A 20,966-nucleotide genomic window follows, 5' to 3' on the forward strand; every position below is an offset into this window, starting at 1 on the left:
CTAACTTTATTTTTAAATGCAATCATGTTACAACTGCGCTTTGCTTATCTTATAGCTATTTATCAAAGATTTACCAACTTATTTGCTTTAACTTATGAAGAGATAAAATATGCCTTCCTATAAAAACGCAGAGCAGCTAAAAGAACGACTATCACTATGTTACTCTGAGCTTAAGAAGCTGTTGCAGCAAAAAAATAAAAATTATTTATTAAACATAAAAGTCCTAGAAATAAATACTTTTTATCAAAGAGCTTTCGATATAACCTCTGATGAGGAAGACGGTAACTCTATTGTTAATCAATATGAAGAATTTATTATTGCTGCATCTGAAGTACAATCAGGGCAAATCACTGCGGAACAAGCTTACGAAAAAATAAACGGAAAAATTCAGGAAGAGCAAACCAACATCCTCATCCACAATATTTTAAAAGTATGTGAGTTATTCTTTTGGGTTGCTGTTGCTGCCGTGTCCTATGCCGTAGGCCTTTCAGTCGGTGTCCCGCTACTTTTTCTAGAACCACTTATAGGTTTTGTAGCAATTGCAGGAACTAGTGTACTTTTTTTATTCTCAATAGGCGCTGCTAGTAATTGCTTTGAAGATTTTAAAACTTTTGATCGTATTAATCATGAATATCAAAGAGAGAAGGATGTAATCTCTTTTTTTAGTGCGAATCCTCCCCAAAGAAGAATAGCTGAAGAAGCGGCAGCACTCTTTGAAGAAAAACTGGATTCGACAAATGAACCAGGGTGTTGCCGTTAGCCGTCATTGGTTGAGCATAGCTCATAGTCCTCAGGTTAAGCCCCCTTGCCCGCGCGAGGAGTTTTGTTCGGAAATCGATAATAAATCGAGGGAGAGGGCTTAGAAAGTTCTTTGTTCCTTAACCTGACAGCTATAGAGAACGGCCAGACATTATTAGGTGATAGGTTTGGTTGATTACACTATAATTATATAAACCCTTGATTTTTTTTATTTAAACCATTAATAAAGAATGTAATGTGACTTTATCGTCATCACGTTTATATAAGGAAATAAAATCGTGTCTGAAAATAATATTGATGTTCTGATTGTTGGAGCAGGCCCCGTAGGATTATTCTGTGCTAATGAAGTTACCCGCCATGGATTAACTTGCCGTATCATAGATAAAAAAAGCATGATTAGTGATAAATCAAAGGCCTTAGCTATCCATATTCGCACTTTAGATGTATTAGAAGATTGCGGGCTAATTGATGAATTTTTAAAACAAGGACAACGCATTCTAGGAGTGGTTTTTAAATCCAAGGGTAAAAAATTACTGCATGCAAATTATGAAGGGGTGAAATCAGACAGACATTTTCTAATTGACCTCCCTCAAAATCAAACTGAAGCTATTTTATATCAACACCTTCAGAATAAGGGTATTGAAGTAGATTGGGAAACAGAGCTGACACAGTTTAGCCAGTCTCAAAATGGCGTTTCTGCCACCATTAAAAAACAAGAAAATAAAACTGAAATAGTTAATGCCAATTGGTTAATTGCATGCGATGGCTCCCACAGCACTATTCGCCACTTACTTAATGCTGAATTTAAAGGTTCTTCTTATCAACAAGCCTGGTGGCTTGCTGATTTATTAGTTGACTGGGAGATACCGGATAATCAAATGACTGTATATATCAGTGATCGAGGACCATTAGCCTGTTTCCCCATGGGAAATAAACGCTATCGATTTGTGCTGACCGCCCCTCAAAATGGTACGAGCACCCCATCAATGGCAGATATTGAACAGGAGTTCAAACATCGTAGTTCTGATTCTGCGACATTCTCTAATCCCATGTGGATAACGCAATTTTCTATTCATCACCGACAAATTCAGCAATACAGGCATGATAGAGTTTTTATTGCAGGTGATGCTGCACATATCCATAGTCCCATGGGAGGTCAGGGTCTAAATACTGGAATGCAAGATATTTATAATCTGATTTGGAAATTGTCATTAGTTGCAAAGAAAAAGGCTAAACCTGAATTATTAGACAGCTATCATGCAGAGCGTTTTCGTATAGGACAAGAGGTACTCAAAAAAACAGATCACATGACTCGATTGATACAGATGACTAATCCTCTGGCAATAACACTACGTAATGCTTTAATACGACTCATTACTTCATCCAAGACAGTCAGAAACTTTCTGGCCACAGATATTGCAGAATTAAATATTTCCTATGCTAAAAGTCCCATCGTACATCAATCAGGCTCTCTAAAGAAATTATCAGCAGGCAAATTCTTACCTAATTTTCAACTGGTTGATAATGAAACACAAAAAACAGCAAATAGAAATGCTATCCTTAAAGACACGTTACACCATCTTTTTATTTTCATCGGTGAGGAGACTGAAAATAGTGCACAGTTGATGACTCTCGCACAAACATTTGCTGAACAATACGCTCAAATCTTACAAGTACATCTAGTCGTATTTAACAAAGTAGAGTCTGCTAATCAATCTTTAAAAATCTGGCTGGATACGCAAAAACAGGTACATCAGAGCTTTGGCATTACCCAACAAACACTGCTTCTGATTAGGCCAGATAAATACATAGGAATATTACAAACGCCAATAAATAAAGAAGAGTTCATGAAAGATCTCTATTTATTATCTTAATGTCTACCGAGCTTAGACTATAAGATGCAATGTTGGGCCTAGAGATCCCAATGGCACTACCTTAATAAAAGGAAGAAAAAATCGTAGCCCGTATTAGTGCAGCATAATACGGGAATACCCTAGCTCAGTGCACTGAAATCCCGGATTACGCTGCGCTCATCCAGGCTACAAAAACTTAAGGTAGCGCCATTGGGCCTAGAGATCCCAACCTACTTTTGAGCGATATGTAGTTCACATCACTCATAATGAATGTCATTTTGAATTTTCTAAAACTAACATTGATCGGCTAGCGTCTCTAATCTTCAATAAATACGGTAAGTTTCACGCCAAGTTGCATTGCGAAATTTAGCAAGATGCTTAATAATGATTAAATTATTGATTAATGGAATGAATATGTCACTTAATTTCGTTAAAACACGAATATTAGGGTATGGGTTAATGATTTGCTTATTAAGTAGTTGTTTTCATCCACCCTATAACAATTTTCGTACTGATCATCGTACCGCTCGTAAAGCCGTTGGAGGAGCAGCCTTTGGTGCCGCAACTGGAGCCTTAGCTGGTGGAACCATAACTGGGGCACTTATCGGTGGAGTTATAGGAGGCGGTGTTGGTGCTACTGTTGGGCTTTATAAAGACAGTAAACCCTCCATAATAAAAGAACTCAGAAAACAAGACATCGATTTCGTCGAGTATGGCGATACGATGACCTTATATGTTCCTACGGATAAGTATTATATGTTTGCCAGTCCCCGATTTAATGAGCTATGTTATCCTGGCTTAATTAATATAATTAGATTACTTAAACTTTATCCTAACAGCCCCATTTATGTTGCAGGGTTCACCGATAACGTAGGTTCTCGTTATCATAAGAGGCTCCTGTCCCAAGCTCAGGCAGAAACGATGCTCAGCTATTTATGGGCTAATAATATTCAGGCTTACAGACTAAAAGCCGAAGGTTATGGCGATAAACACGCGGTGTCAGAAAACACTCTAATTCATGGCAGTGCTCAAAACAGAAGGATAGAAATTCAATGGTTTACAGGATTAGTAGCCCAAGCACAACCCCAAGCGATGTATATAAAATAAGGTTAATTAATGTATTCAAGATTTATAGGCGGTATTCTTTTAATCGTTGGGACCTCAATCGGCGGAGGGATGTTGGCTTTACCTGTAGCTAATGCATCAACAGGCTTCATACAATCGTCTGTCTTTCTATTTATTTGCTGGGCCTTTATGACCTTTGGTGCTTTTTTTATTCTCGAGGCCAATTTGTACTTACCTCGAGGAAAGCATATGGTTTCTATGGCCGCAGCTACTTTGGGTAATTATGGTTTATTAGCCGCGTGGATAAGTTATCTCTTTTTACTTTATACCTTGCTTTCTGCTTATATATCAGGTGGAGCAGATGTACTCAACAGCTTGCTTCTAAAAACTGGACTGCATCTCAACGAATGGCAAGCCAGCTCATTATTTACACTCCTTTTTGGCTTAGTTGTTTACGGTGGCATACATTATGTAGATTGGGCCAACCGTGGATTGATGTTTGGCAAATTAACCATTTACTGTTTATTAGTAGTGTTCATATTTCCCCATATTGAGCTTCAACATTTTCAACACGGAGATATGCGCTATATAGGTGGTTCTATCATGATTTTAATCACCTCTTTCGGTTTTGCTATTATCGTTCCTAATTTGCGGGATTATTTCGACGACGATATAAAAACACTAAGAAAAGTAATTCTAATCGGCTCATTGATTCCTTTAGTATGTTATATAGCTTGGGATGCAATTATTCTTGGAGCACTGCCATCAGCGGGAGAGCAAGGACTGGAAAGTCTAATGCAAAATCCACATGCGACTAGTGCTTTGGCCAGTTTGTTATCCACTAAAATTCAAAGTACCTGGATCAGTGCTTTATTTAATTTTTTCACTTCGATTTGCATGCTAACCGCATTTTTAGGTGTGTCTTTATGCCTGTATAGTTTTCTTGCGGATGGGTTAAAATTACGCGAATCAGGCTCTCATGGGGCCGGATTATTTCTACTTACCTTTTTACCCCCGTTACTCATTGTGATCTATTACCCAGGAGCATACATCCATGCGTTACGTTATGCCGGTATTTTCTGTATTATTTTATTACTACTTTTACCTGCATTAATGTGTTATTTTGGTAGAAGGCATTACAACACGGTCTTTAAAGTTCCGGGAGGAAAACTCTCTCAAGGTGCGGTAATAATCGCATCAATTGCTTTATTGAGTCATGAAGTTTACATTCTACTCGCTTGATCCAGGAGAGTCTGTTGACTTTTACTGAAGAACAAAGTACCATATTGTTCTATATTTGTACTGTTTTTGGATTATATATAAGTGCTCAATTCAAAATTAATAGGTGGTATATTACTAATTGTCGGAACTTCTATAGGTGGCGGGATGCTAGCTCTTCCTGTTTCCACCGCAGAAGTGGGTTTTACCAACTCCCTAATTTTTCTTTTTTTCTGTTGGTTGGTCATGACAGCCGGGGCTTTACTCGTTCTTGAAGTGAATCTTCGCCTCCCCCCTGGCAGTAATATGATCTCTATGGCAAAAGCAACGCTAGGTGTTCCTGGACAAATTATTGCCTGGATCACTTATTTATTTTTACTGTACACCCTTCTTGCTGCCTATATTTCAGGAGGTAGCGATGTCTTTAATGCTTTATTGCATAAAGCCAATATTGATTTACCTCACTGGATCACATCCATCATTTTCACAGCCCTATTTAGTTTTGTAGTTTATAAAGGGATTCGATCTGTAGATTATGTTAATCGCGGTTTGATGTTTGGTAAGTTAGGCGTCTATGTACTATTAGTTGCGATTATTAGCCCCCATGTTTCTCCTGTTGGTCTAGTTGGAGGCTCAACTCGAGCTATTACTGGAACCCTCATGATATTAATCACTTCGTTTGGCTTTGCCTCAATAGTTCCCAGTCTCCGTGATTACTTTGAAGATGACATTCGTACGTTACGACGTGTTATTCTATTTGGTTCCTTGATTCCTTTATTCTGCTACATAATATGGGATGCAGTGATTATGGGGGTAGTCTCCCGAGAAGGTAGCAATGGCCTAATCGCTTTGATGAGCTCCGAGCATGCTACCAGTGGTTTAACTGAGGCGTTAAATCAGTCGGTAAACAATCAATGGATTAGCGGATTTTTTGGCTTCTTTACTTCAATCTGTATGGTTACCGCGTTTCTTGGGGTTTCACTAGGCTTATTTGATTTCTTAGCTGATGGCTTAAAGCTTAAAAAAACAGGTCAACAAGGACAATATACTCTAGCGCTCACCTTTATACCTCCTTTAGCCGTAGTATTATTCAAGCCCGGAATTTACTTGAATGCATTAAGTTATGCTGGCGTTTGTTGTGTTATTTTACTACTCCTCTTGCCTGCTATTATGGCATGGCAAGGAAGAAAAACCTGCGTACTCGCACCTGCAGAAAGCCACATGGTACCGGGCGGCAACCCAAGTTTGGGACTCATAGGCTTCATCGCTATCGCAATACTAATAATCTCAATAATGTATTAAGCATCGTAGGTTGGGACTCTTCCTAACCTACTTTATCTGTCATCCACAGTGCAGCGAAGGCTCTCCTAAAAAACACATGATACTACGATCAGACGTAAGCTCCACTGGATGACAACAGTGTTCTTAATTTAACGTCATTTTCGGAGAAGAAACTTATTAGATCCAGTCTCTATCTCGATCCGTTCGCCCGGAGGAGGGCAAGGTAAAATCTGAGTTCCTTATCCGAAACTGATATTAAGTTATTCGCCTAAATTTATTGCTTAAACAAAAATGGTCTAAAATAAAATAAGCAGATAGTTTGTAATCGTTCACGGGCTATACTTGAATCTGGGTAGAAGGTCAGATTTGTGCTCAAGTTGAACGTCTACGATAATTTTGGGGGATAAAAAATGACACTACAGCCATTTCAAAAAGCGGAAGAAGTAGAGAAATTACAATTTTTTCAAAATCTTGTTCCTGGACAACAAAAATCTGACTTTATTAACCGCTATCAGGCAGAATGTTTACCTGAAGATAATGAGGAAAACGCTGAAAGAAGGCAATTACTAAATCATTTCCCTCCCGTTCTCTCTTTTTATGAACAACAAAAAAAGAAATTCTACGAAAAAGAAGCTCAAGATTGTAAGCAATTTTGTTGCGGAAGTATGTCCATGAATATGAATGGCGATAAGGCGGTTTTAGAACCTGCAGACAATTACATGCTTTCGATTGGCTCAGGGAAGCTGTATCAAGGCAGCGCCGATACCATAAAACATTCAATGCAAAGTGATATACGCCAAGCGTCTTCACCAAATGGAGGATCATTGCCATTCGGTAGTCCACAACAAGCTCAAGCAATTGATGGACTCAGACAATTTGAAAATATAGTCGCACAACGAGAGCAAGGCAACACACCAGCCCAAGCAGACATGACACAAGATCAAAAATTTAATCCTTTTCAAACAGCCCCTAAGCCAACAAAAGACTAGTTTCAAGCCATTTATGAGGTATTAATGCTGTAAGACAAACATAGGTTGGCCCACAGCCATTATGATTAACGTGAGTTTTGGATAAGGTAAGTTCCCCCTCGCCCTAAACCATATGTCATCCTGCGCCGCATTCTGGATGAAGGACCGTCAACGATTACAAAATATAAATTGACACCCTCCCAAATTAAGATATATCGAATAACAGGATAGAACCTCCTAATATTCCGATCTTAAAAAGTAACACTCGCCATATAACGGCTGAATCTCTTTATTTACAGCTCAAGGCTTATGGCAATAATATTGGCCTAGCCACTATTTATCGTACTCTGTCAGATTTTATGGAAGTAGGTATTGTTAAGCGCCACTATTTCCTTGTGTAATATATTAATTTAGTCGATAATCCGGTCAGAATCTAATAGTTTATTTTTTCAACAAGAATCTCACCACCAAATGCTAGAAGACTACTCTGCCGAAGTGCTTAACACCAAAAAAACCACCTATTATTTCTGGCTCTTTATTCTTATTCATACATTAATATGGACCATTGGACCTTCATTATTGAGACCTACTGTACCGCATGATACCTTAGAAGGAATTACCTGGGGTCTTCAATGGCAATTAGGTTATAACAAGCATCCCTTTGTAACAGCCTGGCTTTGTGCAGGAATAACTCAATTATTTGGAGTCACAGGCTGGCCGGTTTATCTTTTAGCTCAACTGGCAGTATCTATCACTTTTATTGCAGTTTGGAAATTGGCACAACAGATACTTCCCTTACTCCATGCACTTATCGCTACGTTACTATTAGAAGGAGTCCTTTTTTATAATATTAACTCCTTTAATTTTACTCCTGATACCTTACAATCTCCTTTATGGGCATTACTAAGTCTATTTTTTTATCAAGCCCTAACAAAACAAAATTTAAGTAATTGGCTCTATACTGCCTTTTTTGCTGCACTCTCTGTTTGTACTAAATACCAAGCAGCATTATTACTGCTGCCTATGTTCTTGTTTTGCTTATTTAATCCTGTAGCACGCAAGAGTTTTACTAAACCAGGAGTATATTACGCCCTAGTAATATTTATAGTGTTAGTCATGCCTCATTTGCTCTGGCTTTATGAGCACCATTTTATTACTTTAACCTACGCCGCCGAGATTTCTTCGGACTACACCCATAACAAAAATCTTTTAAATCATCTTACTCATCCTGCAGGATTCTTAATTAACAGTGTTGTCGATGTTGTAGGAGTTTTTGTTCTACTTTGGCCTTTTTATAACAAAAATAGAATCAAATTCCCTTTAACTTCCTTCCAAAGCCAATTTCTCATTACTTTAGGATTAGGGCCACTCATCCTTACTTTTTTACTTTGTTGTTTTACTGGCGATTATTTCCCACCAAGATGGTCTACCCCCTATTTCTTTATGCTAGGTATCCTTTGTCTCAGCTATTTAAAGCCAGCCCTCTCTAAAAAACAATTACAACAATTTGCGATTACATTACTGCTCTTTAGCTCCTCATTATTTTTCATTAGAATGAGCACATTAACCCTGTTTCCAAGGCCTAATAGTGATGCCTTTCTACCTAATAAGCAAATCGCTTTAACTTTATCCAAACTTTGGGAAGAACGATATCACACTCAATTACCCTATCTTGCCGGAAGCCACTATCTTGTTACAGGCGTCGTACCTTATATGTCGCATTACCCCATACCCTATTTAAGCTGGGAGTCAGAAGACAGTTCTTGGCTTGATGAACAACAACTACGTCAACATGGCGGGCTGTTTATTTGGGACAAAAATGGATATTACGCTTGGGATAAACAAAGCCAAACTCATATTGATTTACCAGAGGCCGTTATAAAACGTTTTCCAAAATTAGAAATCATGCCTGATTATACTTTTTATAGGTTATCCGATAATTATTCTATAGAGATCGGTGTGGCAATTTTACCCCCTTCCGATTGAGTGAAAAGTGCTAATTATTATTCCTACTCTTCTATTTTTTCCCTTAAAAATAAGCGATACTTCTTGCAAAATAAATAGTAATAAAGTTTATGACGAAAATTAGGCCCTTTCTTAAATGGGCAGGAAGCAAATATAATTGTTTAAATGAAATTATCTCCTCTCTTCCCTCGGGTAACCGTTTAATTGAGCCTTTTGCTGGATCGGGAGTCGTGTTTATGAATACAGATTACTCATCCTATATTTTGGCAGAAAGCAATCCTGATTTAGTGGAAATTTTCACTACCTTACAAGATCAAGGAGAGGACTTTATAGACTATTGCCAGCAGTACTTTCAACCTGAAGCAAATTGCAAGGAACAATACTATAAGCGGCGCGATGATTTTAACCAACTAGGCTATTCTTATCAGAAATCTGCCTTTTTCCTCTATCTTAATAGACATGGTTATAATGGTTTATGCCGTTATAATTCTAAAGGTATATATAATGTACCTTTTGGGTTGTATGCTAAACCCTACTTTCCTCGCAAGGAAATGCTCCTCTTTCATCAAAAAAGTAAGCACGCGCAATTCATCCAAAACGATTTTCGCAGTACGTTTCAATTAGCAGAGCCAGGAGATGTTATTTATTGTGATCCGCCCTATGTACCCATATCTCCTAAAACTAAACCCTTACCGTATACCCAAAAACAATTTTCTGAAGAAGATCAGATTGAATTAGCAGAATTAGCTAAAATTACTGCTGCAAAAGGGATACCGGTAATTATTTCGAATCATGATACCGAATTTACTCGACGCCATTATCAAAAAGCAAAAATCAAAAGTTTTCCTGTTTCCCGCTGGATTAATTGCAATGCGCAAGGACGACAACCGGTAAAAGAGTTAGTTGCTGTTTTTACTAAGTGATGCAAGCTCAATATAAAAGACCTGATACTTAGGTTATATAGGCTAATATGAACCGTTTAGGCTGAGCCCTCCATCCCAATCAATTGAGATACTACTGAAATTAACTCATTTTTAGAAATTTTCATGAAAACATACTAATCTGAAGAGCCATATTATGTTTTGGTTGATAGATTGAACGATATTATTTAATGAAATTGGTAGTGGTGAATTAATTTGGCTTATTCAATAATTTTTTGCGTATTAAAGCGCCATTATTTTGCGGTTCTAAGGGGAGATTCACAAAGAAATACAGGGATATGACTCTCAGTTTTAAACATTGAAAAATAATAATATGTTGATTAATAGTCATTTATTAATATTATTGCCAATTTGAGCTGGATATGCGGCAAAACTCACTTATCGATTTTATCGGCGTACTTCAGGGAGTTTTTGAGTTGTCTAGGCCAGTGATTCATTTCTTGTTAAAAGAAAAAAATGCAGGCCCCGACTCTATTGTCCGTTTTACTCTTCAAAAAATAAGACCTCTCCAGAGGAAACGTCGTACAAACCACCAATAATTTTAATGGTTCTTTGAGCCTTTAGCTCCTTTATAATACTACTTTTATTTAGAATATGTTGAATGCTATTTTTGATATTAATTTTGGCAACTTCATTGACATAAGCGAGATTACTCCCGTTTCGATTTTCTTTAAATGTTCTTTCCTGGTGAATTGCTGGTTTTATTTTTTCTAAAAGCTGAGTTAAATATCCTAACTCAGCTTCATCACAAGCCCCTTTTATTGCGCCACAATTGGTATGGCCTAGAACTACAATTAATTTAGATCCCGCTGCTTTACAAGCGAATTCTAAACTACCGATAATATCATCATTCACAATATTACCTGCAATTCTAATACTAAAAATATCCCCAAGACCTTGGTCAAATATTAATTCTGCTGGTGTTCGTGAATCAATACAACTTAAAATTGTGGCGAAAGGGTATTGCCCATCAGCTGTTTCATTTACTTGTTGTAGTAAATTTCGATTAAATCGCAAGTTTTGAATAAACCGTTGATTTCCCTTATGCAGCAAATCAATTGCTTGGTCTGGGGTGATATTATGTTGCTCTTTTTTACTAATCGTTTTCATAAATACTCCAATCCAATCGTTTAATTATTTACATTGCTTTTTCTTAATTTCCATTACGTTATTTTCTATGGTGCTACAAATATCATTCAGAGGTAAATGACTCAAATTCTCAATTGAAAAGGGGTTCTGTAGCTCTACTCCTATTTGGTCTAATGAAAAAAGAGCATATGCAACCAAAGTCACGATAATGGGATTAATATATGCAGAGTAATTAACTAGAGCCACAGGAAGTATAATCAAAAATAAAAGGATAAATCGACGTGATTTGATTGCCATCACAAAAGGCATCGGTGTTTTTAATATCCGTTCGCACGCGCCTTGACAATCCAGAATTGCTTCACGAAGCTCTTCTGCTTTCAAAAAAGAAAACTGATTTAATTTGCCACTTTTTTGCATCTGCGACAACATTTCAGCCAGCTTTGACGAAATTAAATTAGGTTTGTGTTGCCACTGCTGCAATTGAGCATATGTATAATCACATAATAGATGTTTGACTTCATCTACAGAAGTGATTCCCCTAAGATTATTTTTCATAAGATACGGCATTGCCGCAATTAGACCCAAAATTTTATCTATCTCGTCCCTATTTGAAGGATCTATGTAACTTATTATAATGATTGCCAAGTTTCTACTGCAATTAACCACATTACCCCATAGTTTTCTTGCTTCCCACCAACGGTCGTATCCCGCATTAACACGAAAAACTAAAATTAATCCCATAATTACCCCTGCATACTCAAAGGGGCTGATAGGAAGAGATAACCAGGGAATAAAAATACTTAGTAAAGAAATTAAACATGCATAAACACATACCGCCAAAACCTTTTTCCATACTCTAGGAGTAACCGAACCATGAATGGCAAGCGCACAATCCATGAAATTAGGATATTCATATTGATTTATAATTCTTTTATTTTCTTTCATAGCATTTCGTACCTAATTTATGCCTGCAACTCATGGTTGCTTCGAATAATACATTTAAAACTGGATATCAATTAGCGCTCGATAATTCTTTCTTTTTCAATAAATTTCCATGCATTTTTTTGAAAACGTATCAAAATGGTATTCAATTTCTGATGAGTATGAAACAGAAAGAAATATTATTTGGGCTGATGACATAGCTTAAGTCCTCTTAGTTTTTAAAAATAAAACAAAAAATTATTAAATTTAATTGTAAGAGAAAAATGTATGTTTTACTTCTTAAGTGGTTATTATTAATCCTCTTCATGAAAAAGCATCGGGATTGTTAATGGGGATTATTTGCTCTAATTTCAAGATTATTTTTAAATAATTTTTAGGAAAAACTATCAGCCCATCAAATGTTCCGTCGGGATCTTTAGTATTCATCTTTTGCTAGAGGTTCGTCTGAAAGAGAATCGTTTTTAAATTATTTTCCATTTTTTCACCTGACCGTTAAAAGCTTGTCATGCTTTATGATGGAGACAAATTTTATAACTTCAACTAGTACACTTTATTTTAGGAGTAGGAGTTAATCACTCTGATATTAAGCTACGAATCGGATCAAAATTTTTAAAAAGTGTACTCATTGAAAATGAAATTTTTGACCTTATATCATAGATACCATTTACTTTTATGGAGGGCTTTGTAACCAATTAGTACTTGCAATGAACTTACAGAACTAGAAATAAAATAGCTTAATTTTTGTTTATATTTTTTGCTTTTTATAAAAATTAGAGAATTAAGAGGATTTAAACTATGTCAACAGTTCAAACAACAATCCGCGGTATTTCATCAACACTGACAATCAATTACCACATCGATAGACATTTTAATAAGCTGAAAAGATCCTACGGCAAAATAAATAAATGCAGAGTGGTTATCGATTTGGCTAAAAATAACACACACAAAGACAAACTGTATAGTGTGTGCATCACTATAACTATTCCTGGAAAAGAGTTAGTGAGTAAAAAGCAGGATCCCAATTTATTTATAGCTGTTCGTAATGGCTTTTTAGCTCTCGAACAATTATTAGAGAAACACCATAAAAAGAAATTGCTGTTTAACAAGAACTACTCTAATTATCTGCGAGATTATAAAAACGACTCAATAGTTCGAGTCAGCTAAGCGCGTTTTTAATCGCAATTCAGATTAATGATACTCGAAGACAGGGCGAGTCCTTAATAGCCCTGTCTCTAAATTTTGAAATAGTTAGTATGTTGATAATGAAGGAGGCAGTTATGAGCAAAGAGTTCATTCTATTTTTATCGTGTGCGGTTATGCTTACCGCAATGATGTCTGTGGTTAATGCCAAAGACACTAATCCAGTTCAAAAAAGCACGCATCAAATGGCATTTCCATTTGATGACGATCCTTTTTTTCAATCTAATAATGATGTATTCAATCAAATCAAGACCATGCAGCAAGCTATGGATCGCCTAATGCAGCACCAGTTTACACAAATTAATAATAATCGGTTTAATTTTGCGAACTCAAAAAATGCTCTAGGTTCTTCACAAGACATTCAAATTGAGGAACGCAACAACGAGCTCATTTACAAGATCAAACAGCCCGAAGGCACCGATAGTAAAGTCGATGTTTCTGTGGAAGATGGGTTATTAATTATTAATACCCGTCTCATGCAGAAAATGACACATAGTGAGAATGACAGCAAAAGCTATAGTTATTCTCAAAGCAATTACAACCAATCTTTTAAATTGCCAAATGAGTATGATCCCAATTCAATAGATATAAAAACAAAGGGCTCCAATCTAATTGTTACTTTCAAAAAACAGGGGATATCGAACTCTTTAAAGATCTGAAGCCTTCCGTTATAAATGACATCGATGCAATCAAATAGGATGTATCGGTGTCATTTTAAAATATACCCTAACTTGGTGTCAGGTGACCCTTCAGTTTTTTGTCATGAGAGGATTGAAAATTGCATTTATTGAGGAAAAGTTCTTGCTAAAAGATGAAAACTGGTATTGCTACCGGCAATTTTATAAAGAAACCTCCAATCTGCTCTGTTTTATATTGTGCACAATCGTTCCTTTTTACTTTTGAACTTCCTATAACCTCAAGTCGATAATGTAGGTCGGAAAAATCCGACCTATTTCCTGGTCTTAAATGGTTTAATTAATAGGATGCTGATCTTTATGATCTTTTATAAAGAAAGCTAATATAGTAACTAATAACAATGAGATCGGTAGTATGGATAAAGCGACCTGATAGTCTTCGACAGTATAAATGTGTTCACCACCAACTATTCCACTATCACCAAAAGTATCCAGTAATTTACCCACTAACGGCTGGAAAATAACTCCACCAAGAGTGACTATCATATTCGTTGCAGCAAATACTGTTCCCGATAATTTAGCACCACTACACTCTTTAGCCATAATGAAAACAATAATTTCTGTAGCGCTAAATACGCCATATAAAAATAATAAGATATTCAGGCTAGAATAAGATAATCCAGGACAGTATAGAACAATACTGATACAAATCAGCGAGAGTATAGCCCCGATAACCAGGGGTAGCACGCGCCTACCCGATCTATCCGACAAATAACCTGCAATCGGCGCTCCTACAGCCCAACCTAAAAAAACCGCCGATACAGTTTTTGCAGCTTCTACTTTGGTTAAATGATGTGCTTGCTCTAAATAAGTTTTGCCCCATAACTCACCAAAAACAGAGAGGGAAGTATATAAACAAGCGCCTACAAAGCCAATCAACCACACCTCAGGGGACATCAATACTTTCAGAACATTATGAAAAAACTCTGGTAATGGATATTTATTCGGTTGATACCCTTCAGGTCCATCTCTAACAACAAGCAACATCAGAACACTTAAGCCTGAACCTACAAAGGCAATCAATAGTAAAACTTGTTCCCAGCCCATACTAACGGACCATTCAGTTATTTTTACTTCACCATAAACTAACCCTAACATACCTAGAGTAGTGATTAAGCCGGCAACTAAGGAAAAGTAACGGCGTGGCAACCAATGTAAAGCTAGAGATAACACACCAACGAATGCAAAGGAAGAACCAAATCCCACTAAAAATCGCCCTGCTCCTACGAGGAACATAGACGAAGTTAAAGTGAACATCCAAGAACCGATAGTGCAGCATATACAAGCAAAAGTTAGAAGTCGCCTGGGGCCAAACCTATCCATCAGCATCCCTACAGGCAATTGCATAGGTGAATATGCAAAATAATATAATGCTGAGATCTGCCCAAAAGTGGTAGCAGATATATGGCCAAGGGCAGTACTTAGTTCTGTTTGTAAAGCACCAGGTATAATCCTAAGAATAAATTCGTAGCAATAAAACACGGCGCCAACAAAGCAGACTAAAATTCCAAAAAATGCTTGCTTTTTAGTAATCATATTATTTGGGTGCATGGGCATGAGTTTCTTTTAAAAAGAAAGTTAATATAGCTGCAATCAATATGCCCAATGGAATTATTGACAAAGCAAATTGATAATCATCAACTGTATATAACCTCTGTAAGTTATCTATTGTTGCCCCAGTCACGGCGGCATCCCCTATATGTGTTGATAAGCTAAAATCTAATAATCGTCCGACTAAGGGCTGAAGGAACATAGCACCTAGCATAACGATCATATTGGTGACAGCCATAGCTGTACCTGCAGCTTCGCCAGGACTTAACTCCCTACCCACTGCGAACACTATGGCCTGTGCACTATAAAGCAAACCGAGTAAAAACATCAAAATTTGTACATTAAATTCGCTTAATCCAGGGAAATAGAGAATCATCATCATGATGATTGCCGCTCCTGCCGCACCAAAAAGCATAGGGAATTTACGACGAGCTAATTTATCTGAAATGTAGCCCATTACAGGAGCACCTATAATAAAGCCCAAAAAGAGTAATGAATTAGCTAAACCGGCTGCATGAGAGGATAGGCCATGAGCATGCTTTAAATAAGGAATCCCCCAAAGCTCTGCAAATACAGTTGTAGGCAGATAAACCAAACAACCATACATTCCATTAACCCATATTTGTTTATTTCTGATGATAATACCTAAATCTATCATCCCTTTTTTAATACTGGGAACAGTGCCACTTTGACGATGCTGGCCTTTTTTATCATGAATTCCCATCCAGAGAACAACAGTTAACACGATACCAAAAAATGCGGTTATGTTAAGGGTCTTAATCCAACCCAATTGATCAACAAATAGTTCTAAGAAGTTATCCCCCAACATGGCGCCAATTGGACCTAAAGCGGAGGTCATACCAGAAACCATGGCCAATCTATTTTCAGGAAGCCATATAGTAGCAAGCTTCAATACGCCAACAAAAGCAAAGGCGGAACCAAAACCAACTAAAAAACGGCCTGTCGCGGCTATCCAAAATACATTGGAGCCAGTAAACAGAAATGTCCCCAAGACACAAATAAAACAAGCGATGGTTAGTAATCTCTTAGGACCGAACCGATCAAGAAGAACCCCTACGGGTAATTGCATAGGCACATAAGCAAAGTAATAAATAGATGACAGCAAACCATAACCCGTCGCATTTAAATTAAAATGCTCGCGTAATGAATGTTCCATTACACTGGGCGCTATACGTAATAAATATTCATAACTATAAAATATGGCTCCTAATCCACAAATGAGCCATCCAATCGCTGTGTAATCTCTACGGTTTTCAAAATGCAAGATCATCTCCTTAACAATAAGGTCAAGCACGGCCAAACACTCTTCGGCGAAGAAGAGATGTTTTTTGCCCTCTTTTTTTATTTTAAATTCTTAACTTGACTCACACCACTCGCGATAGCAGCTTGAGCCACGGCAGTTGGAACTCTTTCTCTTAAACGAGGATCTATTGGCTTTGGAATAATATAGTCAGGACCAAACTCCCAATTAGCAACTCCTGGGTAATTATCCTTCACTACCTGAGGAACAGGCTCATGCACCAGTTGACGAATTGCTTCAACAGCTGCAATTTGCATCGCTTGATTAATACATGTTGCTCGAACATCTAACGCACCACGAAATATATAAGGGAAACATAATACATTATTTACTTGATTTGGGTAGTCACTACGTCCTGTTGCGATGACTAGATCATCACGTATTTGGTGAGCAAGTTCGGGTCTAATTTCAGGATCAGGATTAGACAAAGCAAAAATAATAGGCTTTGAAGCCATTAAGTTTAATAAATGCCCATCTAATAAATCAGGTTTAGCAACACCGATAAATACATCAGCACCAACTAATGCGTCAGCCAAAGTCCGACAATCAGTTGTCCGAGCAAAAGCAAATTTATACGGATTTAAATCTGCCCGGCCAGAATGAATGACGCCTTTAGTATCAAGAAGCAACATATTTTTTTTATCAGCCCCCAGAGCGACCAATAATCGCATGGAAGCAATACCTGCAGCACCGGCGCCTATGCACACGATTTTTGCTTCAGATAATTTTTTCTGTTGTAATTCAAGAGCATTCAACAAACCTGCTGCAACAACTATTGCAGTGCCATGTTGATCGTCATGAAATACAGGAATATTTAACTGTTCAATCAATGCTTGTTCAATTTCAAAACATTCAGGGGCCTTAAGATCTTCTAGATTAATACCACCAAACGTAGGCGAAATCCGCTTTGTCGTAGCAATAAATGCTTGCGGGTCATCAGCATCAACTTCAATATCAAAAACATCTAAATTAGCAAAACGTTTGAACAAAACTGCTTTACCTTCCATTACTGGTTTACCAGCTAATGGACCAACATTCCCTAAACCAAGAACTGCTGTACCATTAGTTATCACAGCAACTAAATTACCTTTATTCGTATATCGGTACGCATCTTCAGGTTTTTCAGCTATAGCCAGAACAGGCGCAGCCACGCCTGGTGTATAAGCTAAAGATAAATCTTCTTGAGAATCCATTGGTTTTGTAACAGTAAGACAAAGTTTTCCTGGAACAGGAAACTCATGATAGTCCAACGCACGCTGCTTTAATACATCATTATCCAAAGTGCTCACTCTCTCTCTTTAGACCACCAAATAAAATAAACCTAAGCCACACTATGATTTTTAGCTTACCCAGAAAAAAGGCACAAAAATTATGTGCCTTTTTTAATACAATATGAATCTTATACCCAGCTTTTATTATTCTTTTGCAGAAGCTTGAGCAGAACGCATGTTATAACGATCGCGGAATTTCTGAACACGTCCACCAGTATCTACTAGTTTTTGTTTACCAGTATAAAATGGATGACATGATGAACATACTTCAATATTTAAATCTTTACATAAAGTTGAACGAGTTTCAAAGACATTACCACAGCTACATGTAACTTTAACTGTTTTATAATCAGGATGAATAGCTTCTTTCATAATACCACTCTCTTTTCAATGAGTATCGCCACCTGAACCAATTGCCAAGCACCATACTCTATACAAATGACACAAAACAATAACAGAAAAATTTCTGCAAATCAATTTTTTCTGCCAGAGTAAATGAATTCACTGTTTAATTTTAGCTCATCGCCAAGAAAATTCAATTGTACCATAGTACATCACGCTTTAGAGTGCAAGTTCAACCCATACTGGAGCATGATCTGACGGCCTTTCCACTTTACGAGGCTCTTTATCTATCTTCGATTGCAAGCATAATAAATTCAGAGCGTCATTTAATAAAACATGATCGATACGCAAACCGCGATTTCTCCTGAAACCTGCAGCCCTATAATCCCACCAACTAAATAAACTTTCTTCCTGTTCAAAGTTTCTAAAACTGTCGTGTAATCCTAAACTTAAAAGAGTGGTAAATGCCAGTCGTTCAGGCTCGCTAACGAGTACTGAACCAACCCATTCTGCAGGATCATGTACATCTCTATCCTCCGGAGCTATATTAAAATCACCAACTACGGCCAATTTGGGATATACGGTTAGTTGTTGCTGCACAAAAGCAGTTACCTTTTCTAACCAATTTAACTTATATTGATATTTGTCTGAGGTAAGCTCTGCACCGTTAGGAACATATAAATTAATTAATCTTATATCGGCAATAGTTGCTGCCAAAATGCGTCGCTGGGGATCGTCTAATCCAGGAATATCAGTGATGACATCGGTTATTGGATAACGGCTTATAACCGCCACCCCATTATAAGTTTTTTGTCCAGAAAAAACCACATGATAGCCTCTATCTGTAAAAGCAGTGACTGGAAAATTTTCATCGGTTAATTTAGTTTCTTGCATTGCTAGAACGTCTATTTGAGAAGTTTCCAACCATTGCAATACCTGTTCCAGTCTTACCTTTAATGAATTAACATTCCAACTGGCTAATTTAAACACACCAATCCCCCTTATATTCGATCAACAGTGGGGCGTGATCTGATAAACGTGCTTCGCGAAAAATTCGACTGTCAACAACATATTCAGTTAGACCCGGGGTAACGACCTGATAGTCAATTCTCCATCCAACATTTTTTTCCCAAGCACGACTTCTGTAGGACCACCAAGTATATTGCTCTTCCTCTTGATTATGCACTCTGAATGCATCAACAAATCCCATAGGACCAAATAACTCATCCATCCAGGCTCGCTCCTCTGGTAAGAATCCTGAGTTTTTCTGATTTCCCCGCCAATTTTTTAAATCCACTTTTTTATGTGCAATATTATAATCACCGCAAATAATCAGTTCACGGCCTTCATTTTTTAAATTCATGAGATGCTTAGCAAATTGTTCCAGGAAATTGTATTTCACCCCTTGTCTCTCATCGCCACTAGTACCTGACGGCAAATAAAGAGAGATAACACTTAATTTGGGATAATCAAACTGCAGATAGCGCCCTTCTTTATCACAAGAATCAAACCCCATACCTTTCACTACACGCTCTGGTTTATGACGTGCATAAATAGCTACCCCGCTATAGCCTTTTTTCTCAGCATCAAAGTATTCACAATAGTAGTCACGAGGATAATAAACCTCTTCTGGCACCAATTGTTCTGTTTGAGCTTTAGTTTCCTGAATACAAACAAAATCAGCATCTTGCTCTGCTAGCCACTCAAAAAAACCATTACGGGCGGAGGCACGTATACCATTGGCATTAAAACTAATAATTTTCATTATCCTCTTAACCTCTTGTGTTATTGATAGCTATTCCCACCATTTTAAAATTTGGTGAAGGATTATTGCTATTTTTTATTTAAACTCAGTGCTATCCGCCCCAAACGCTCACCTAAGTATTTCGCAAGACTTATTTCATCCTGACTTATTGGCTGATCATTGGCTACACCGGAGACATGAGTCACTCCGTAAGGAGTGCCGCCTGATTGAGTATTATTTAAAGCAGGCTGAGTATAAGGAAGTCCTACTATAAGCATTCCCTGGTGTATTAATGGTAGCATCATACTAATCAACGTACTTTCCTGACCACCATGCATACTTGCTGAGGAAGAAAAGACACAAGCCGGTTTATCTACTAGCTCACCAGACAACCATAAAGAAGAAGTACCATCTAAGAAATATTTTAAGGGAGCAGCCATATTACCAAAACGGGTGGGGCTACCCAATGCTAATCCATGACAATGACGCAAATCCTCCAAAGTAGCATAGGGTGCACCTTTATCAGGGACAGGCTTATCTACTGCTTCGCAAGTAGTCGAGACGGGAGGAACAGTCCTTATCCTAGCCTCTATTCCAGAGTTACTTTCTATACCGCGAGCGATATATTGCGCCAATTGTGCGGTTGAGCCTGTGCGAGAATAATATAAAACTAAAATATAAGGATCAGACATCAATCAGCTCCAATTTTTATAAATAATGAGAAGCAGAGGATATAGTAACAAGAAAGGATTTTAAATAAC

The 20,966-nt window shown here is 37.4% G+C and carries 20 protein-coding genes; 11 read left to right on the top strand and 9 right to left on the bottom strand.

Annotated features, from left to right (window positions below):
- Positions 1–109 precede the first annotated feature (109 nt).
- The 9 genes from LFA_RS14320 to LFA_RS14355 all read left to right on the top strand — a co-directional run bounded on the left by LFA_RS14320 (position 110) and on the right by LFA_RS14355 (position 10,032).
- Positions 110–760 (top strand): DUF5638 domain-containing protein, encoded by a 651-nt coding sequence (locus tag LFA_RS14320; RefSeq protein ID WP_045096786.1) that lies wholly within the window; start codon positions 110–112, stop codon positions 758–760.
- Positions 761–1,037: 277 nt separating this feature from the next.
- Positions 1,038–2,633: an FAD-dependent oxidoreductase gene (locus LFA_RS14325; protein WP_045096787.1), complete on the top strand. Its 1,596-nt coding sequence runs from the start codon at positions 1,038–1,040 to the stop codon at positions 2,631–2,633.
- A gap of 393 nt (positions 2,634–3,026) precedes the next feature.
- Positions 3,027–3,719, top strand: coding sequence for a C-OmpA-like family protein CmpA (cmpA, locus tag LFA_RS14330; RefSeq protein ID WP_045097639.1), 693 nt, complete (start codon positions 3,027–3,029; stop codon positions 3,717–3,719).
- A gap of 9 nt (positions 3,720–3,728) precedes the next feature.
- Positions 3,729–4,919: an amino acid permease gene (locus LFA_RS14335; protein WP_045096788.1), complete on the top strand. Its 1,191-nt coding sequence runs from the start codon at positions 3,729–3,731 to the stop codon at positions 4,917–4,919.
- Positions 4,920–5,000: 81 nt separating this feature from the next.
- The gene (locus LFA_RS14340) at positions 5,001–6,197 is read left to right on the top strand and encodes an amino acid permease (protein WP_045096789.1); all 1,197 of its coding nucleotides are present in this window, start codon (positions 5,001–5,003) and stop codon (positions 6,195–6,197) included.
- Positions 6,198–6,586: 389 nt separating this feature from the next.
- Positions 6,587–7,165, top strand: a complete 579-nt coding sequence (locus LFA_RS14345; protein ID WP_052673984.1) for a hypothetical protein — start codon at positions 6,587–6,589, stop codon at positions 7,163–7,165.
- A gap of 227 nt (positions 7,166–7,392) precedes the next feature.
- A complete protein-coding gene (locus LFA_RS20655) occupies positions 7,393–7,545 on the top strand; it encodes a transcriptional repressor (protein ID WP_407927639.1) in 153 nt (50 codons plus the stop codon).
- A 70-nt stretch (positions 7,546–7,615) separates the two neighbouring features.
- Positions 7,616–9,130, top strand: coding sequence for a glycosyltransferase family 39 protein (locus tag LFA_RS14350; RefSeq protein ID WP_045096790.1), 1,515 nt, complete (start codon positions 7,616–7,618; stop codon positions 9,128–9,130).
- A gap of 89 nt (positions 9,131–9,219) precedes the next feature.
- A complete protein-coding gene (locus LFA_RS14355; RefSeq protein ID WP_045096791.1) occupies positions 9,220–10,032 on the top strand; it encodes a Dam family site-specific DNA-(adenine-N6)-methyltransferase in 813 nt (270 codons plus the stop codon).
- Positions 10,033–10,533: 501 nt separating this feature from the next.
- Here the strand turns inward: LFA_RS14355 and LFA_RS14360 are convergent.
- Positions 10,534–11,160 carry a carbonic anhydrase family protein gene (locus tag LFA_RS14360; protein ID WP_045096792.1) on the bottom strand — a complete coding sequence of 209 codons (627 nt, stop codon included), beginning with the start codon at positions 11,158–11,160 and terminating at the stop codon, positions 10,534–10,536.
- Positions 11,161–11,184: 24 nt separating this feature from the next.
- Positions 11,185–12,084: a bestrophin family protein gene (locus LFA_RS14365; protein ID WP_045096793.1), complete on the bottom strand. Its 900-nt coding sequence runs from the start codon at positions 12,082–12,084 to the stop codon at positions 11,185–11,187.
- A 792-nt stretch (positions 12,085–12,876) separates the two neighbouring features.
- Between LFA_RS14365 and LFA_RS14370 the strand changes: the two genes are divergently transcribed.
- Both LFA_RS14370 and LFA_RS14375 read left to right on the top strand, forming a co-directional pair.
- Positions 12,877–13,245, top strand: coding sequence for an HPF/RaiA family ribosome-associated protein (locus LFA_RS14370; protein ID WP_045096794.1), 369 nt, complete (start codon positions 12,877–12,879; stop codon positions 13,243–13,245).
- 113 nt (positions 13,246–13,358) lie between these two features.
- Positions 13,359–13,940, top strand: a complete 582-nt coding sequence (locus LFA_RS14375; protein WP_045096795.1) for an Hsp20/alpha crystallin family protein — start codon at positions 13,359–13,361, stop codon at positions 13,938–13,940.
- 312 nt (positions 13,941–14,252) lie between these two features.
- Here LFA_RS14375 and LFA_RS14380 read toward each other — a convergent pair whose 3' ends face one another.
- The 7 genes from LFA_RS14380 to wrbA form a co-directional block, all read right to left on the bottom strand.
- The gene (locus LFA_RS14380) at positions 14,253–15,533 is read right to left on the bottom strand and encodes an MFS transporter (protein WP_157010377.1); all 1,281 of its coding nucleotides are present in this window, start codon (positions 15,531–15,533) and stop codon (positions 14,253–14,255) included.
- On the bottom strand, positions 15,514–16,812 hold the full coding sequence (locus LFA_RS14385) for an MFS transporter (protein ID WP_157010378.1): 1,299 nt from the start codon (positions 16,810–16,812) through the stop codon (positions 15,514–15,516). The genes LFA_RS14380 and LFA_RS14385 overlap by 20 nt, the downstream gene beginning before the upstream one ends.
- Positions 16,813–16,889: 77 nt before the next feature.
- Entirely contained in the window at positions 16,890–18,128 is a 1,239-nt protein-coding gene (locus LFA_RS14390) for a malic enzyme-like NAD(P)-binding protein (protein WP_045097641.1), read from the bottom strand.
- A gap of 135 nt (positions 18,129–18,263) precedes the next feature.
- Positions 18,264–18,491, bottom strand: coding sequence for a 50S ribosomal protein L31 (gene rpmE, locus LFA_RS14395; RefSeq protein WP_045096798.1), 228 nt, complete (start codon positions 18,489–18,491; stop codon positions 18,264–18,266).
- 189 nt (positions 18,492–18,680) lie between these two features.
- Entirely contained in the window at positions 18,681–19,451 is a 771-nt protein-coding gene (xth, locus tag LFA_RS14400; protein ID WP_045096799.1) for an exodeoxyribonuclease III, read from the bottom strand.
- Complete coding sequence (locus LFA_RS14405; protein ID WP_045096800.1) at positions 19,444–20,226, bottom strand: exodeoxyribonuclease III; 783 nt, start codon at positions 20,224–20,226, stop codon at positions 19,444–19,446. Before LFA_RS14405 ends, xth begins: the two co-directional genes overlap by 8 nt.
- Before the next feature lie 68 nt (positions 20,227–20,294).
- On the bottom strand, positions 20,295–20,897 hold the full coding sequence (gene wrbA / locus LFA_RS14410) for an NAD(P)H:quinone oxidoreductase (RefSeq protein ID WP_045096801.1): 603 nt from the start codon (positions 20,895–20,897) through the stop codon (positions 20,295–20,297).
- Positions 20,898–20,966 lie beyond the last annotated feature (69 nt).

Source organism: Legionella fallonii LLAP-10 (genome assembly GCF_000953135.1).
Classification (GTDB): domain Bacteria; phylum Pseudomonadota; class Gammaproteobacteria; order Legionellales; family Legionellaceae; genus Legionella; species Legionella fallonii.

Bases quoted from the DNA above. Each gene is read 5' to 3' on its own strand.
- LFA_RS14405 (WP_045096800.1), bottom strand. From the start codon at position 20,226: ATGAAAATTATTAGTTTTAATGCCAATGGTATACGTGCCTCCGCCCGT.
- wrbA (WP_045096801.1), bottom strand. From the start codon at position 20,897: ATGTCTGATCCTTATATTTTAGTTTTATATTATTCTCGCACAGGCTCA.
- LFA_RS14360 (WP_045096792.1), bottom strand. From the start codon at position 11,160: ATGAAAACGATTAGTAAAAAAGAGCAACATAATATCACCCCAGACCAA.
- LFA_RS14350 (WP_045096790.1), top strand. From the start codon at position 7,616: ATGCTAGAAGACTACTCTGCCGAAGTGCTTAACACCAAAAAAACCACC.
- LFA_RS14365 (WP_045096793.1), bottom strand. From the start codon at position 12,084: ATGAAAGAAAATAAAAGAATTATAAATCAATATGAATATCCTAATTTC.
- cmpA (WP_045097639.1), top strand. From the start codon at position 3,027: ATGTCACTTAATTTCGTTAAAACACGAATATTAGGGTATGGGTTAATG.
- LFA_RS14375 (WP_045096795.1), top strand. From the start codon at position 13,359: ATGAGCAAAGAGTTCATTCTATTTTTATCGTGTGCGGTTATGCTTACC.
- LFA_RS14335 (WP_045096788.1), top strand. From the start codon at position 3,729: ATGTATTCAAGATTTATAGGCGGTATTCTTTTAATCGTTGGGACCTCA.
- LFA_RS14320 (WP_045096786.1), top strand. From the start codon at position 110: ATGCCTTCCTATAAAAACGCAGAGCAGCTAAAAGAACGACTATCACTA.
- LFA_RS14355 (WP_045096791.1), top strand. From the start codon at position 9,220: ATGACGAAAATTAGGCCCTTTCTTAAATGGGCAGGAAGCAAATATAAT.
- LFA_RS14370 (WP_045096794.1), top strand. From the start codon at position 12,877: ATGTCAACAGTTCAAACAACAATCCGCGGTATTTCATCAACACTGACA.
- rpmE (WP_045096798.1), bottom strand. From the start codon at position 18,491: ATGAAAGAAGCTATTCATCCTGATTATAAAACAGTTAAAGTTACATGT.
- LFA_RS14345 (WP_052673984.1), top strand. From the start codon at position 6,587: ATGACACTACAGCCATTTCAAAAAGCGGAAGAAGTAGAGAAATTACAA.
- LFA_RS14380 (WP_157010377.1), bottom strand. From the start codon at position 15,533: ATGCCCATGCACCCAAATAATATGATTACTAAAAAGCAAGCATTTTTT.